Annotated in this window: 12 protein-coding genes, 1 tRNA gene and 1 pseudogene; all 14 read left to right on the top strand. The window is 62.1% G+C overall.

Annotated elements, in window-relative coordinates; translation table 11 throughout:
- A pseudogene (locus FHY18_RS21895) lies at positions 1 to 90 on the top strand (elongation factor Tu); the annotation flags it as partial.
- Positions 91 to 198: 108 nt separating this feature from the next.
- Positions 199 to 274, top strand: a tRNA-Trp gene (locus tag FHY18_RS21890).
- A gap of 49 nt (positions 275 to 323) precedes the next feature.
- Positions 324 to 734 carry a preprotein translocase subunit SecE gene (gene secE, locus FHY18_RS21885; RefSeq protein WP_046964549.1) on the top strand — a complete coding sequence of 137 codons (411 nt, stop codon included), beginning with the start codon at positions 324 to 326 and terminating at the stop codon, positions 732 to 734.
- A 13-nt stretch (positions 735 to 747) separates the two neighbouring features.
- The gene (gene nusG / locus FHY18_RS21880) at positions 748 to 1,305 is read left to right on the top strand and encodes a transcription termination/antitermination protein NusG (RefSeq protein WP_029219215.1); all 558 of its coding nucleotides are present in this window, start codon (positions 748 to 750) and stop codon (positions 1,303 to 1,305) included.
- Positions 1,306 to 1,503: 198 nt separating this feature from the next.
- The gene (gene rplK / locus FHY18_RS21875; RefSeq protein ID WP_259160048.1) at positions 1,504 to 1,932 is read left to right on the top strand and encodes a 50S ribosomal protein L11; all 429 of its coding nucleotides are present in this window, start codon (positions 1,504 to 1,506) and stop codon (positions 1,930 to 1,932) included.
- Between the two features lie 3 nt (positions 1,933 to 1,935).
- The gene (gene rplA, locus FHY18_RS21870; protein WP_005993337.1) at positions 1,936 to 2,634 is read left to right on the top strand and encodes a 50S ribosomal protein L1; all 699 of its coding nucleotides are present in this window, start codon (positions 1,936 to 1,938) and stop codon (positions 2,632 to 2,634) included.
- Positions 2,635 to 3,181: 547 nt separating this feature from the next.
- The gene (gene rplJ, locus FHY18_RS21865) at positions 3,182 to 3,715 is read left to right on the top strand and encodes a 50S ribosomal protein L10 (protein WP_005993339.1); all 534 of its coding nucleotides are present in this window, start codon (positions 3,182 to 3,184) and stop codon (positions 3,713 to 3,715) included.
- A gap of 55 nt (positions 3,716 to 3,770) precedes the next feature.
- Positions 3,771 to 4,136, top strand: a complete 366-nt coding sequence (gene rplL / locus FHY18_RS21860; protein ID WP_029219218.1) for a 50S ribosomal protein L7/L12 — start codon at positions 3,771 to 3,773, stop codon at positions 4,134 to 4,136.
- 300 nt (positions 4,137 to 4,436) lie between these two features.
- Positions 4,437 to 8,588, top strand: coding sequence for a DNA-directed RNA polymerase subunit beta (gene rpoB, locus FHY18_RS21855; protein ID WP_046964546.1), 4,152 nt, complete (start codon positions 4,437 to 4,439; stop codon positions 8,586 to 8,588).
- 100 nt (positions 8,589 to 8,688) lie between these two features.
- Positions 8,689 to 12,906, top strand: a complete 4,218-nt coding sequence (gene rpoC / locus FHY18_RS21850) for a DNA-directed RNA polymerase subunit beta' (RefSeq protein ID WP_046964545.1) — start codon at positions 8,689 to 8,691, stop codon at positions 12,904 to 12,906.
- Between the two features lie 221 nt (positions 12,907 to 13,127).
- Positions 13,128 to 13,502, top strand: coding sequence for a 30S ribosomal protein S12 (gene rpsL, locus FHY18_RS21845; protein ID WP_003469157.1), 375 nt, complete (start codon positions 13,128 to 13,130; stop codon positions 13,500 to 13,502).
- A gap of 12 nt (positions 13,503 to 13,514) precedes the next feature.
- A complete protein-coding gene (rpsG, locus tag FHY18_RS21840; RefSeq protein WP_005993356.1) occupies positions 13,515 to 13,982 on the top strand; it encodes a 30S ribosomal protein S7 in 468 nt (155 codons plus the stop codon).
- Between the two features lie 137 nt (positions 13,983 to 14,119).
- Positions 14,120 to 16,237: an elongation factor G gene (gene fusA / locus FHY18_RS21835; protein ID WP_259160032.1), complete on the top strand. Its 2,118-nt coding sequence runs from the start codon at positions 14,120 to 14,122 to the stop codon at positions 16,235 to 16,237.
- Between the two features lie 47 nt (positions 16,238 to 16,284).
- The coding region (locus FHY18_RS21830; protein ID WP_259160053.1) for a GTP-binding protein at positions 16,285 to 16,378 on the top strand (94 nt) is incomplete at its 3' end.

Genomic DNA, 16,378 nt, shown 5'->3' with positions numbered 1-16,378 from the left:
CCGGTCGCGATGGACGAAGGTCTGCGCTTCGCGATTCGCGAAGGCGGCCGTACCGTCGGCGCCGGCGTGGTTGCCAAGGTCATCAAGTAAGCAATACCTGCAGTTCGGCGGCTTCGGTCGCCGAATTTGTGCGAATGGCGGGCCGGCTGAACCGCGGTCCGCCTTCGTTGTCTTAGGGTTTGCGGTAAACGAGTACATACGCCAGTAGCTCAATTGGCAGAGCAGCGGTCTCCAAAACCGCAGGTTGGGGGTTCGAGTCCCTCCTGGCGTGCCACTCCTCTTTCCGGCCCAGCGATTCGGGTCAGATCGGTAACTAGAGCCGGATGAATAGCAAAATCGAGCCTTCCAAAAGCGCGTCTGCTGCCAGCGCTGATATCGTGAAATACGTGCTCTCCGCGATCCTGGTGGTTGCGGGGCTGTTTGTGTGGTTCTGGTTTTCTGCGCCGGAGCGCGCCACGCAGCTGGGAGCCTGGACGCCGCAGTTGCGTGCGCTGGCTGTCATCGTCGGGCTGGTGGCAGGTGCATTTGTCTTTCTGGGGACCGGCAAAGGCCGGGAAACCCGCGAATTCATGTCCGAATCCAGGTTTGAGTTGCGTAAGGTGGTCTGGCCAACGCGTCAGGAAGCCATTCGCACGACCTGGGTCGTGATTGTTGTTGTGATCATTCTGAGTTTGCTGTTGGGCGGCTTCGACTTCGTCATCCAGAAGCTCACGCAGTGGTTCCTGGCTCGTTGAGGAGAATCAAGCAGTGAAGCGTTGGTACGTCGTTCACGCCTATTCAGGCTTTGAAAAATCTGTTGCGCAGGCGCTGCGCGATCGCATCGTCCGCACCGAGATGGAAGATCGTTTCGGTGAAGTGCTGGTGCCGACCGAAGAGGTCATCGAGATGCGCGCCGGCCAGAAGCGTCGGTCCGAGCGCAAGTTCTTCCCCGGCTACGTGCTGGTCCAGATCGAAACTCACGAAGAAGCCGGAATTCCGCGCATCGACAACGAAAGCTGGCATCTGGTGAAGGAAACTTCCAAGGTGATGGGCTTCATTGGCGGCACCGCCGATCGTCCGTTGCCGATTCGCGACGAAGAAGCTGATGCGATCCTGCAGCGTGTGCAGGATGGTGTCGAAAAGCCGCGTCCGAAGGTGTTGTTCGAGCCGGGTCAGATGGTGCGTGTCACCGATGGTCCGTTCAACGACTTCAACGGCGTTGTCGAAGAAGTCAACTACGAGAAGAGCCGGTTGCGCGTCGCCGTGCTCATCTTTGGTCGCTCCACACCGGTCGAGCTTGAGTTCGGCCAGGTCGAGAAGGGCTGACCCGAGCAGGCGCCTGCTAGGCGCCTGTCTTGAATGCTGCTATAGTGCGCGGCTCGCTGACCTGGCGACCGCTGGGTAAACAATGGCTGCCACATGGCGGCCATCTGCGTGTTGTACGCAACGCGACGCCGGGACGCGTGATTCTCCCGGTCCGATGGGGAGCCTGTTGTCAGGCGTTAGCACCCGGAGAGTATTGAGATGGCTAAGAAAATAACTGCCTACATCAAGTTGCAGGTCAAGGCCGGTCAGGCCAATCCTGCACCGCCGGTCGGCCCTGCACTGGGTCAGCGCGGTTTGAACATCATGGAATTCTGCAAGGCGTTCAACGCTGCGACCTCCAAGCTGGAGCCGGGTTTGCCGACGCCGGTGATCATCACCGCGTATTCCGATCGTACCTTCACGTTCGTGACCAAGAGCACCCCGGCAAGCGTGCTGCTCAAGAAGGCGGCGGGCGTGACTTCCGGCTCGAAGCGTCCTAACAGCGACAAGGTCGGCAAGGTGACGCGCAAGCAGCTGGAAGAGATCGCCAAGACCAAGGAAGCCGATCTGACGGCGGCCGAGCTCGAAGCGGCAGTTCGCACGATTGCGGGTACCGCCCGCAGCATGGGTTTGACGGTGGAGGGCTAAGACATGGCACAGAACAAGCGCGTTAAGGCCATTGCGGCCGCAGTCGTTCCGGGCAAGAGCTATGCCTTCGAAGACGCAATCAAGATCCTGAAGACCGCCACCAAGGCCAAGTTCGTCGAATCCATCGACGTCGCCGTGCGCCTGGGCGTGGACGCCAAGAAGTCCGATCAGCAGGTACGCGGTTCGACCGTGCTTCCCGCCGGTACCGGCAAGAGCGTGCGCGTTGCGGTGTTCGCACCGGCAGGCGCCAAGGCTGACGAAGCCCTGGCTGCGGGCGCCGAGGCAGTGGGCATGGACGACCTGGCCGAGAAGATGCAGGCAGGTGATCTGAACTACGACGTGGTCATCGCGACTCCGGACGCCATGCGCGTTGTCGGTAAGCTGGGTACCCTGCTGGGCCCGCGCGGCCTGATGCCGAACCCCAAGGTCGGCACCGTGTCGGCCAACCCGGGCGAAGCGGTCAAGAACGCCAAGTCGGGCCAGGTGCGTTACCGCACCGACAAGGCCGGCATCATCCACTGCACCATCGGCAAGGCCAGCTTCGACGACGAAGCGCTGAAGTCGAACCTCCAGGCGCTGCTGCTGGATCTGGTCAAGGCCAAGCCGGCGACCTCGAAGGGCACCTACCTGCAGAAGGTATCGGTCAGCTCGACGATGGGCCCGGGCGTGACGGTTGATCAGTCGAGCCTGTCGCTGAAGTAATCGAACGTGTCGGGCGTCATGCGCCTGACATGTTTGTGCAGTACTGCATTGTTTTTCCGGCCCGGGTTACCGTGTGCTGGGAGTCCGTTCCCTCCTTTGGGGTAACGGACATTTTGAAGGCGATCGCCGGCATGTCCGGCGGTAGCCGTCAAAGACCGCAGGCGCGGTCAGCGCAGATCGACGACGGGCAGGGATGCTCGCACTGGCATGGAGTCGCCGTCGATGCAGCGGGGTCGCTTAATTGGTTCGTTTCGAACTGGCCGGCGTAGATGGTGTCGCCCTTCTGGAGTTTTCTGGTTTACGCGCGTCTGGGACATCCCGGATCGAGCCCACTCCAGGTCTAGAACGGCCACCAAAGGAACATCGGTCGATGTTCCCGGCTTCCAGGAAGGAGGCTGCCCTGGACCGCAACCGGCAGGAGCCGCGAGCGGAGTAGTTTGAAGCGGGGATTAGGGATTCGGCATTGGGGATTTGCAGGAGCGGCTTCATGGCTTTCGACGAATCACCGATCACCAATCACCAATCCCGGCTTTAACGGAGGAGTGCAATGGCTCTCAATCTGTCCCAGAAGCAAGAAGTAGTCGCCGAGCTGGCAGACATCGCCGCCAAGGCCCACTCCCTGATCGCCGCCGAATACGCTGGCACCACGGTCTCCCAGATGACCGCGATGCGCAAGCAGGCCCGCGAAACCGGTGTGTTCTTGAAAGTTGTCAAGAACACCCTGGCCGTGCGTGCCGTCGAAGGTACCGAATTTGCTGTCGCGTCTGACAAGCTGGTCGGTCCTTTGGTGTATGCGTTTTCGATGGAGGAGCCCGGCGCTGCCGGTCGCCTGATCAAGGAATTTGCCAAGAGCAACGACAAGCTGCAGGCCAAGGTTGTGGCAATCGGCGGGGAACTGTTCCCGGCCAGCCACGTCGATGTGTTGGCTTCGCTGCCGACCCGCGATCAGGCTCTGGCGATGCTGGCACGCGTGCTGTCCGAACCGGCTGCCATGTTCGCCCGTGCCGTCAAGGCCGTTGGCGACAAGCAGGGTGGTGGCGACGAAGCCGCCGCACCGGTCGCCGAGACTGCCGAAGCTTGATGTCCTAGCGTCTGCTAGAAACCATTCCAGAATCAATTTCTAAAAGGTAATCACAATGTCCCTTACCAACGAACAGATCGTCGACGCCATCGCCGAGAAGTCCCTGATGGAAGTGATGGAGCTGGTCAAGGCCATCGAAGAAAAGTTCGGCGTCTCCGCCGCCGCCCCGGTCGCTGCCGCTGCAGCCGGCCCGGCCGCCGTGGTCGAAGAGCAGACCGAGTTCAACGTGGTGCTGACCAACTGCGGCGCCAACAAGGTCGGCGTCATCAAGGCCGTCCGTGCCGTGACCGGCCTGGGTCTGAAGGAAGCCAAGGACCTGACCGAAGCCGGTGGCATGCTGAAGGAAGGCGCCACCAAGGACGAAGCCGAGAAGATCAAGAAAGAACTGACCGAAGCCGGCGCGACTGTCGAAATCAAGTAAGCAATACCTTGCATCGCCAGCGTTTCATGGTGATGCACTGAAGGCTGGGAGCGTAAAGCTCCCGGCCTTCGGCCGTTTCGGGCGGGAATCGAGAGTCGGGATTGAGGAATCGCAAATGCAACATCGCGTGCTCATCCGATTCCCATTTCTCCATTCCCGACTCCCGGCCTCACCGAGTTGGTAGTTGGAAGTAGCGGGAGAAGGCGTGCTGGTGCCGGCAATACCAGCGACTTCCAACTGACAATTTTGTTATTTCAGGGCCGCCGCGACGCGGCCCCCGCAGCCTAGGGTGAAGACCTCATGACGTCTTATTCGTTCACCGAAAAAAAGCGTATCCGCAAGGACTTCGGTAAGCAGCGCTCGATCCTCGAAGTGCCGTTCCTGCTTGCCATCCAGGTGGATTCCTACCGCGAATTCCTGCAGGAAGATGTGGAGCCGACCAAGCGCAAGGACCTCGGTCTGCATGCCGCTCTGAAGTCGGTGTTCCCGATCTCCAGCTACAGCGGCAACGCTGCGCTCGAGTACGTGGGCTACAAGCTGGGTCAGCCGGTGTTTGACGAGCGTGAATGCCGTCAGCGCGGAATGAGCTATGGCGCGCCGCTGCGCGTGACCGTGCGCCTGGTGATCTACGACCGCGAGTCGTCGACCAAGGCCATCAAGTATGTGAAGGAGCAGGAGGTCTATCTCGGCGAAATTCCGCTGATGACCGGCAACGGTACCTTCATCGTCAACGGCACCGAGCGCGTGATCGTGTCGCAGCTGCACCGCTCGCCGGGTGTGTTCTTCGACCACGACCGTGGCAAGACCCACAGCTCGGGCAAGCTGCTGTACAGCGCCCGCATCATTCCGTACCGCGGTTCCTGGCTGGACTTCGAGTTCGACCCGAAGGACGCGCTGTTCACCCGTATCGACCGTCGCCGCAAGCTGCCGGTGTCGATCCTGCTGCGCGCGCTCGGCTATAGCAACGAAGAGATGCTGGCCGAGTTCTTCGAGATCAACACGTTCCACATCAACCCGGACGAAGGCGTGCAGCTGGAGCTGGTGCCGGAGCGTCTGCGTGGTGAAACGCTGAACTTCGACCTGGCCGATGGCGACAAGGTCATCGTGGAAGCGGGCAAGCGCATCACCGCCCGTCACGTCAAGCAGCTGGAAGCCGCCGGCGTCGCCGCGCTGGCCGTGCCGGACGACTACCTGGTCGGCCGCATCCTGTCGCACGACGTGGTCGATGGCTCGACCGGCGAACTGCTGGCCAATGCCAATGACGAGATCAGCGAAGACCAGCTGGCTGCCTTCCGCAAGGCCGGCGTCGACGCGGTGGGCACCCTGTGGGTGAACGATCTGGATCGTGGCCCGTACCTGTCCAACACCTTGCGCATCGATCCGACCAAGACCCAGCTGGAAGCGCTGGTCGAGATCTACCGCATGATGCGTCCGGGCGAGCCGCCGACCAAGGAAGCCGCGCAGAACCTGTTCCACAACCTGTTCTTCACCTTCGAGCGTTACGACCTGTCCACGGTCGGCCGCATGAAGTTCAACCGTCGCGTCGGCCGCAAGGACGTGCTGGGCGAGTCGGTGCTGTACGACAAGAAGTACTTCGCAGAGCGTAACGACGAAGAATCCAAGCGCCTGGTCGCCGAGCACACCGACACCTCCGACATCCTGGAAGTGATCAAGGTGCTGACCGAGATCCGCAACGGTCGCGGCGTGGTCGATGACATCGATCACCTGGGCAACCGTCGCGTGCGTTCGGTCGGCGAAATGGCCGAGAACGTGTTCCGCGTGGGCCTGGTCCGCGTCGAGCGCGCGGTCAAGGAGCGGCTGTCGATGGCCGAATCCGAAGGCCTGACCCCGCAGGAACTTATCAACGCCAAGCCGGTGGCAGCGGCGATCAAGGAATTCTTCGGCTCCTCGCAGCTGTCGCAGTTCATGGACCAGAACAACCCGCTGTCGGAAGTGACGCACAAGCGTCGCGTCTCTGCACTGGGCCCGGGCGGTCTGACCCGCGAGCGCGCCGGCTTCGAAGTGCGCGACGTGCACCCGACCCATTACGGCCGCGTCTGCACCATCGAAACGCCGGAAGGCCCGAACATCGGCCTGATCAACTCGCTGGCCGTGTTCGCCCGCACCAACCAGTACGGCTTCCTCGAGACGCCGTACCGCAAGGTGCTGGACGGCAAGGTCTCCGACGATGTCGAATACCTGTCGGCGATCGAGGAAAACGAGTACGTGATCGCCCAGGCGAACGCGCTGACCGACGCCAAGAACATGCTCACCGAGCAGTTCGTGCCGTGCCGGTTCCAGGGTGAGTCGTTGCTGAAGCCGCCGGCCGAAGTGCACTTCATGGACGTGTCGCCGATGCAGACCGTGTCGGTCGCCGCGGCGCTGGTGCCGTTCCTGGAACACGACGACGCCAACCGCGCATTGATGGGCGCCAACATGCAGCGCCAGGCCGTGCCGACGCTGCGTTCGCAAAAGCCGCTGGTCGGTACCGGCATCGAGCGTGCGGTGGCGCGCGACTCCGGCGTGACCGTCAATGCGTTGCGTGGTGGCGTGATCGAACAGATCGACGCGGCCCGCATCGTGGTCAAGGTCAACGAGGCAGAAATCGGCGGCGGCACCGATGCCGGCGTGGATATCTACAACCTGATCAAGTACACCCGCTCCAACCAGAACACCTGCATCAACCAGCGTCCGCTGGTGAACGTGGGCGACGTGATCGCGCGCGGCGACGTGCTGGCCGACGGCCCGTCCACCGACATCGGTGAGCTGGCCCTGGGCCAGAACATGCTGATCGCGTTCATGCCGTGGAACGGCTACAACTTCGAAGACTCCATCCTGCTCTCCGAGCGCGTGGTGGAAGAGGATCGTTACACCACGATCCACATCGAAGAGCTGACCTGCGTTGCGCGCGACACCAAGCTGGGGCCGGAGGAAATTTCCGCCGACATCCCGAACGTGTCCGAGCAGGCCCTGAACCGTCTGGACGAAAGCGGCGTGGTGTACATCGGCGCGGAAGTGCGCGCCGGCGACATCATGGTCGGCAAGGTCACGCCGAAGGGCGAGAGCCAGCTGACTCCGGAAGAAAAGCTGCTGCGTGCGATCTTCGGTGAGAAGGCGTCCGACGTGAAGGACAGCTCGCTGCGCGTGCCCCCGGGCATGGACGGCACCGTCATCGACGTGCAGGTCTTCACCCGCGACGGCATCGAGAAGGACAAGCGTGCGCGTCAGATCGAAGAGTCCGAAATCAAGCGCGTCAAGAAGGACTTCGACGACCAGTTCCGCATCCTGGAAGCGGCCATCTACGCACGTCTGCGTTCGCAGATCGTGGGCAAGGTCGCCAACGGCGGTCCGAACCTGAAGAAGGGCGACAACGTCACCGACGCGTATCTGGACGGGCTGAAGAAGTCCGATTGGTTCCAGCTGCGCATGAAGGACGAAGACGCTGCCGACGCCATCGAGCGCGCGCAGAAGCAGATCCAGGCGCACGAGAAGGAATTCGAAGCACGCTTCGCCGACAAGCGCGGCAAGATCACCCAGGGCGACGACCTCGCACCGGGCGTGCTGAAGATGGTCAAGGTGTTCCTGGCAGTGAAGCGCCGCATCCAGCCGGGCGACAAGATGGCAGGCCGCCACGGCAACAAGGGTGTGGTCTCCAATGTCGTGCCGGTCGAGGACATGCCGTACATGGCCACCGGCGAGCCGGTCGACATCGTGCTGAATCCGCTCGGCGTGCCGTCGCGTATGAACATCGGCCAGATTCTGGAAGTGCATCTGGGTTGGGCCGCCAAGGGCCTGGGTCGCAAGATCCAGCGCATGCTGGAAGCCCAGGCGGCGGTCAGCGAACTGCGCAAGTTCCTGGACGACATCTACAATCACGACAGCGCGATCAATGCACAGCGCGTGGATCTGTCGCAGTTCAGCGATGAGGAGCTGCTCAACCTGGGCAAGAACCTGATCGATGGCGTGCCGATGGCTACCCCGGTGTTCGACGGCGCCAGCGAAGCGGAAATCAAGCGCATGCTGGAACTGGCCGAGCTGCCGCAGAGCGGTCAGACCCAGTTGTACGACGGTCGTACCGGCGAAGCGTTCGATCGCAAGACCACCGTCGGCTACATGCACTACCTGAAGTTGAACCACCTGGTCGACGACAAGATGCATGCACGCTCGACCGGCCCGTACTCGCTCGTCACCCAGCAGCCGCTGGGCGGCAAGGCGCAGTTCGGTGGTCAGCGCTTCGGTGAGATGGAAGTCTGGGCGCTGGAAGCCTACGGCGCGGCCTACACCCTGCAGGAAATGCTGACGGTGAAGTCCGACGACGTGCAGGGCCGCAACCAGATGTACAAGAACATCGTCGATGGTGAGCACGAGATGGTCGCGGGCATGCCGGAATCCTTCAACGTGTTGGTGAAGGAAATCCGCTCGCTGGCGATCAACATGGAACTGGAAGAGTGATCGAGCCGGACCCCGGCGCCGTGATGCGGTGCCGGGAGCCGGAACGCAAGACCCTCGGTTTCATCTCAGATACGAAATTCCTCCGACCCGGAGATATCAAATGAAAGACCTGCTCAACCTCTTCAATCAGCAGCGCCAGACGCTGGATTTCGACGCGATCAAGATCGCGCTGGCGTCGCCGGACCTGATTCGTTCGTGGTCCTACGGCGAAGTGAAGAAGCCCGAAACCATCAACTACCGCACCTTCAAGCCGGAGCGTGACGGCCTGTTCTGTGCCGCAATCTTTGGTCCGATCAAGGACTACGAGTGCCTGTGCGGCAAGTACAAGCGCATGAAGCACCGCGGCGTGGTCTGCGAAAAGTGCGGTACCGAAGTCACCCTGGCCAAGGTGCGTCGCGAGCGTATGGGTCACATCGACCTGGCCTCGCCGGTCGCGCACATCTGGTTCCTCAAGTCGCTGCCTTCGCGCATCGGCCTGATGCTGGACATGACCCTGCGCGACATCGAGCGCGTGCTGTACTTCGAAGCCTACGTGGTCACCGAGCCGGGCCTGACCCCGCTCGAGCGCCGCCAGCTGCTGACCGAAGAGCAGTACCTGACCGCACGCCAGGAGTACAACGACGACTTCGACGCCGCCATGGGCGCCGAAGCCGTGTACGAGCTGCTGCGCACGATCGACCTGCAGTCGGAAATGACCCGCCTGCGCGAGGAAATCGCCAGCACCGGTTCGGAAACCAAGCTCAAGCGCCTCACCAAGCGCATCAAGCTGATCGAAGCCTTCCTGGAATCGGGCAACCGTCCGGAGTGGATGGTCATGACCGTGCTTCCCGTGCTGCCGCCGGACCTGCGTCCGCTGGTGCCGCTGGATGGTGGCCGTTTCGCGACCTCGGATCTGAACGATCTGTACCGCCGCGTGATCAACCGCAACAACCGCCTGCGTCGCCTGCTCGAGCTCAATGCGCCGGACATCATCGTGCGCAACGAAAAGCGCATGCTGCAGGAATCGGTCGATGCGCTGCTGGACAACGGCCGTCGCGGCCGTGCCATCACCGGCACCAACAAGCGTCCGTTGAAGTCGCTGGCTGACATGATCAAGGGCAAGCAGGGCCGGTTCCGTCAGAACCTGCTCGGCAAGCGCGTGGACTACTCCGGTCGTTCGGTCATCACCGTCGGTCCGTACCTCAAGCTGCACCAGTGCGGCCTGCCGAAGAAGATGGCGCTGGAGCTGTTCAAGCCGTTCGTGTTCGCCAAGCTGCAGCGTCGCGGCCTGGCCACCACCATCAAGGCCGCCAAGAAGCTGGTCGAGCGCGAAGAAGCCGAAGTCTGGGACATCCTGGAAGAAGTGATCCGCGAGCATCCGGTGCTGCTGAACCGTGCGCCGACCCTGCACCGTCTGGGCATCCAGGCGTTCGAACCGGTGTTGATCGAAGGCAAGGCCATCCAGCTGCATCCGCTGGTGTGTACCGCGTTCAACGCCGACTTCGACGGTGACCAGATGGCCGTCCACGTGCCGCTCTCGCTGGAAGCCCAGCTGGAAGCGCGTGCGCTGATGATGTCCACCAACAACATCCTGTCGCCGGCCAATGGCGAGCCGATCATCGTGCCGTCGCAGGACGTGGTGTTGGGCCTGTACTACATGAGCCGCGCCCTGGAGAACAAGAAGGGCGAGGGCATGGTGTTTGCCAACACCAGCGAAGTGAAGCGGGCCTACGACAACCGCGTGGTCGAACTGCACGCCAAGGTCAAGGTCCGCATCACCCAGGTGGACGTTGACGCCGTCGATGGCAAGCGCACCAGCGGCACCTCGATCGTGGACACCACGGTCGGTCGTGCGCTGCTGAGCGAAATCCTGCCCGAAGGCCTGCCGTTCCAGCTGGCCAACACCGAGATGACCAAGAAGAACATCTCGCGTCTGATCAACTCCAGCTACCGTCTGCTGGGTTTGAAGGACACCGTCGTGTTCGCCGACAAGCTGATGTACACCGGCTACGCCTACGCCACCCGCGCAGGCGTGTCGATCGGCATCGACGACATGCTGATCCCTGACGAGAAGAAGGGCATCCTCACCGAGGCCGAAGCCGAAGTGCTGGAAATCCAGGAGCAGTACCAGTCGGGCCTGGTCACCGCCGGCGAGCGCTACAACAAGGTCGTGGACATCTGGTCGCGTACCAGCGAGCGCATCGCCAAGGCGATGATGGACACCATCGGTACCGAGAAGGTCGAAAATGCCAAGGGCGAAACCATCGACCAGAAGTCGATGAACTCGCTGTACATCATGGCCGACTCCGGTGCGCGTGGTAGCCAGGCGCAGATCCGTCAGCTGGCCGGTATGCGCGGCCTGATGGCGCGTCCGGACGGCTCGATCATCGAGACGCCGATCAAGGCCAACTTCCGCGAAGGCCTGAACGTGCAGGAGTACTTCAACTCCACCCACGGTGCCCGTAAGGGTCTGGCCGATACCGCGCTCAAGACCGCGAACTCGGGTTATCTGACCCGTCGTCTGGTCGACGTCGCGCAGGACGTGGTGATCACCGAAGTCGATTGCGGCACCACCGAGGGGTTGATCATGACCCCGATCGTGGAAGGCGGCGACGTGGTGGAGCCGTTGAAGGAGCGCGTGCTGGGTCGTGTCGTGGCCGAGGATGTGTACCTGCCGGGCAACGACGAAGAACCCATCGTCACCCGCAACACGCTGCTCGACGAAGCCTGGGTTGCCAAGCTGGAAGACGCCAGCGTGCAGTCGGTGAAGGTGCGCTCGACCATCAGCTGCGAGTCCTCGTTCGGCGTGTGCGCACGTTGCTACGGTCGCGATCTCGCACGCGGTCACCAGGTCAACATCGGTGAAGCGGTCGGCGTCATCGCCGCGCAGTCGATCGGCGAGCCTGGTACCCAGCTGACCATGCGTACGTTCCACATCGGTGGTGCGGCATCGCGTGCGGCGGCAGTGGACAACATCACCGTCAAGACCACCGGTTCGATCAAGTTCAACAACTTGAAGTCGGTCGAGCATGCCAATGGCTCGCTGGTTGCGGTCTCGCGTTCGGGCGAACTGTCCGTGCTCGACGGTCACGGTCGCGAACGCGAGCGTTACAAGCTGCCGTACGGCGCCACCATCACCGCAAAGGACGGCGATGCGGTCAAGGCCGGGCAGGGCGTGGCCAACTGGGATCCGCATAACCACCCGATCGTGTCGGAAGTGGCCGGTTTCATCCGCTTCATCGACTTCGTCGACGGCGTCACCGTCATCGAGAAGACCGACGAGCTGACCGGCCTGGCGTCACGCGAAATCACCGACCCGAAGCGTCGCGGTGCACAGGCCAAGGAACTGCGCCCGATCGTGCGCATCGTCGATGGCAAGGGCAACGACCTGACGATCCCGAACACCGATCTGCCGGCGCAGTACCTGCTGCCGCCGCGCTCCATCGTCAACCTGCAGGACGGCGCTGCCGTCGGCGTGGGCGACGTGGTGGCGAAGATTCCGCAGGAAGCGTCCAAGACCCGCGACATCACCGGTGGTCTGCCGCGCGTTGCCGACCTGTTCGAAGCGCGCAAGCCGAAGGATCCGGCGATCCTGGCCGAGCGCTCGGGCATCATCAGCTTCGGCAAGGACACCAAGGGCAAGCAGCGCCTGATCATCAAGGACACCGATGGTTCGGAACACGAAGAGCTGATCCCGAAGTACCGCCAGATCATCGTGTTCGAAGGCGAGCACGTGACCAAGGGCGAAACCGTGGTGGACGGCGAGCCGAGCCCGCAGGACATCCTGCGTCTGCTGGGTGTCGAGCCGCTGGCCGCGTATCTGGTCAAGGAAATCCAGGACGTGTATCGCCTGCAGGGCGTGAAGATCAACGACAAGCACATCGAAGTGATCACGCGTCAGATGTTGCGCAAGGTCGAGATCGTCGACCAGGGCAACAGCAAGTTCCTCAACGGCGAGCAGGTCGAGCGCCAGCGCGTCATCGAGGAAAATGCACGTCTGACCACGCGCAACGAACTGCCGGCCAAGTACGACCCGGTGTTGCTGGGTATCACCAAGGCCTCGCTGGCCACCGAGTCGTTCATCTCGGCGGCGTCGTTCCAGGAGACCACCCGCGTGTTGACCGAGGCTGCCGTGCGCGGCACCCGCGACAACCTGCGCGGTCTGAAGGAAAACGTGATCGTGGGCCGTTTGATCCCGGCCGGTACCGGTCTGGCGTATCACGCCGGCCGTCGCAAGTCTTCGGGTCTGACCGACTCGGAAATGGAAACGCTGTCGGGCAAGCCCGCAGTGGCCGAACCGGTCGCAGCCGTGGCCGACGCTGGCGCGGACGAGGAGTAAGCGCTCCGACGGCAGTCGCAAGACTGCCGTAAGCCAGGCGAAAAGGAGGGCAGGAGGCCCTCCGTTTTCCGGCCTTTGGATGGGCCAGCAGGGTTAGGTTTCCGTGAAGTTGACGGAGTTTCGTCCTGCCAGCTATACTTCTCTGTCTCGGTGGGCCGTTTCGCGGCCTGCCTTCGTTTTCATGCAAGGCCGTTTCGGCCTCCAATCAGAAGAATCGACTGATGGCAACGATCAATCAGCTGGTCCGCAAGCCCCGGCAAGCGACCACCTACAAGAGTGCCTCTCCGGCACTGGACAAGTGTCCGCAGCGCCGTGGCGTCTGCACACGCGTCTATACCACTACCCCGAAGAAGCCGAACTCGGCCCTGCGTAAGGTCGCCAAAGTGCGCCTGACGAACCAGGAAGAGGTCATCAGCTACATCGGTGGTGAAGGCCACAACCTGCAGGAGCACTCCGTGGTCCTGATTCGTGGTGGTCGCGTCAAGGATCTTCCCGGTGTGCGTTATCACACCGTCCGTGGTTCGCTGGACGCCGCCGGCGTCGCAAAGCGCCGTCAAGGTCGTTCCAAGTACGGCGCCAAGCGCCCGAAGAGCTAAGGAAATACTCCAATGTCCCGTAAAGGTTCTACTCCGCAGCGCACCGTCCTGCCTGATCCCAAGCATGGCAGCGAAACCATTGCCCGCTTCATCAATATGGTGATGCAAAGTGGCAAGAAGTCGGTTGCTGAGAAAATTGTCTATGGCGCGATGGACGTCATTGGCGAAAAGAATCCGAATGCCGTCGAGCTGGTGCAGAAAGCACTGGACAACGTGGCCCCGGCTGTCGAAGTCAAATCGCGTCGCGTCGGTGGTGCTACCTATCAGGTGCCCGTCGAAGTGCGCTCCTCCCGTCGCATGGCGCTGGCAATGCGCTGGTTGATCGATTCCGCGCGCAAGCGTGGCGAGAACACCATGCCGCGCAAGCTGGCTGCAGAACTGTTGGACGCCTCGGAAAGCCGTGGCGGCGCGATCAAGAAGCGCGAAGAGACCCACCGCATGGCGGAAGCGAACAAGGCGTTCGCACACTACCGCTGGTGACCTCGGGGGCCTTGGTAACGGGGCCCTTCAGCACCATATGAGTGCTGTTTGCGACGCTTCTCGCGTCGCATCCAATCCGAAGGCCGCCGAAAGGCGGCGTTCGGCCATCCGAAATCCAAGAAATTGAGAGGCTCCCCGTGGCCCGCACCACCCCTATCGAGCGTTACCGCAACTTCGGCATCATGGCCCACATCGATGCCGGCAAGACCACCACTTCCGAGCGCATCCTGTTCTACACCGGTGTCAGTCACAAGATCGGCGAAGTCCACGACGGCGCTGCAGTGATGGACTGGATGGAGCAGGAGCAGGAGCGTGGTATCACCATCACCTCCGCTGCGACCACTGCGTTCTGGTCGGGTATGGACAAGTCCATGCCGCAGCACCGCTTCAACATCATCGACACCCCCGGGCACGTCGACTTCACCATCGAAGTGGAGCGCTCCTTGCGCGTGCTCGACGGTGCGGTGTTCGTGCTGTGTGCCGTCGGTGGCGTGCAGCCGCAGTCCGAGACCGTGTGGCGCCAGGCCAACAAGTATTCCGTGCCGCGCATGGCCTTCGTCAACAAGATGGACCGTACCGGTGCCAACTTCGACAAGGTCGTTGAGCAGCTGAAGGCCCGTCTGGGTGCCTACGCCGTGCCGATGCAGGTGCCGATCGGCGCCGAAGACGGCTTCGAGGGCGTGGTCGACCTGCTCAAGATGAAGGCGATCCATTGGGATACCGCCTCGCAGGGCACCACCTTCGAATATCGCGATATCCCGGCCGATCTGGTCGAGACCGCGACCGAGGCGCGTTCGTTCATGGTCGAGGCGGCTGCAGAAGCCAGCGAAGACCTGATGGACAAGTACCTCACCGAAGGCGACCTGACCGAAGAGGAGATCCTGCAGGGTCTGCGCGAGCGCACCCTGAAGGTCGAGATCGTGCCGGTGTTCTGTGGTTCGGCGTTCAAGAACAAGGGCGTGCAGGCCATGCTCGACGGTGTCGTGCACCTGCTGCCGTCGCCTGCCGATCGTCCGCCGGTCCAGGGTATCGATGAAGACGAGAAGGACGACACCCGTCCTGCCACCGACACTGCGCCGTTCTCGGCGCTGGCGTTCAAGATCATGACCGACCCGTTCGTGGGTTCGCTGACGTTCTTCCGCGTCTACTCGGGCACCCTGAATTCGGGCGACCAGGTCTATAACCCGGTCAAGTCGAAGAAAGAGCGCGTGGGCCGCATCCTGCAGATGCACTCCAACAATCGGGAAGAGATCAAGGAGGTGCGCGCTGGCGACATCGCCGCTGCCGTGGGTCTGAAGGATGTCACCACCGGCGACACGCTGTGCGCGCAGGACAAGATCATCACCCTGGAGCGCATGGTGTTCCCGGAGCCGGTGATCTCGATGGCGGTGGAGCCCAAGACCAAGTCGGACCAGGAAAAGATGGGCATGGCCCTGGGCCGTCTGGCGCAGGAAGATCCCTCGTTCCGCGTCAAGACCGACGAAGAATCCGGCCAGACCATCATCTCCGGCATGGGCGAGTTGCACCTGGACATCATCGTCGACCGCATGCGTCGCGAGTTCAACGTCGAGGCCAACGTCGGCAAGCCGCAGGTGGCGTACCGCGAAACGATCCGCAAGTCCGACGTCAAGTCCGACTACAAGCACGCCAAGCAGTCCGGTGGTAAGGGTCAGTACGGTCACGTGGTGATCGAGCTGTCGCCGATGAGCGAGGAGGATCGCAAGAGCGACAACGTCAAGGACGATTTCCTCTTCATCAACGACATCACCGGCGGCATCATCCCGAAGGAATTCATCCCCTCGGTCGAAAAGGGCCTGCGCGAGACGATCACCAGTGGTCCGATCGCCGGCTTCCCGGTGGTGGGCGTGAAGGTCAAGCTGGTGTTCGGCTCGTACCACGACGTCGACTCCTCGGAAATGGCGTTCAAGCTGGCCGCGTCGATGGCGTTCAAGCAGGGCTTTGCGAAAGCCAGCCCGGTGTTGCTGGAGCCGATCATGAAGGTCGAAATCGTCAGCCCGGAGGATTACCTGGGTGACGTGATGGGCGACGTGAGCCGTCGTCGTGGCGTGCTGCAGGGTCAGGACGACAGCCCGTCGGGCAAGATCATCAACGCGATGATCCCGCTGGGCGAGATGTTCGGCTACGCGACCTCGCTGCGCTCGATGAGCCAGGGTCGTGCGACGTTCTCGATGGAATTCGACCATTACGAAGAGGCACCGGCCAACATCGCCGACGCCGTCACCAAGAAGGGCTGAGTTCGCTCAGCCGCTTCAAAAATTTTCCAATTAGAGGTAGATAAGTCATGGCAAAAGCTAAATTCGAGCGCACCAAGCTGCACGTCAATGTCGGCACCATCGGTCACGTTGACCATGGCAAGACCACGTTGACCGCTGCGC

Source organism: Xanthomonas sp. 3793, assembly GCF_024806835.1.
GTDB lineage: Bacteria > Pseudomonadota > Gammaproteobacteria > Xanthomonadales > Xanthomonadaceae > Xanthomonas > Xanthomonas arboricola_F.
This window is presented reverse-complemented; position numbering and strand designations above follow the sequence as displayed.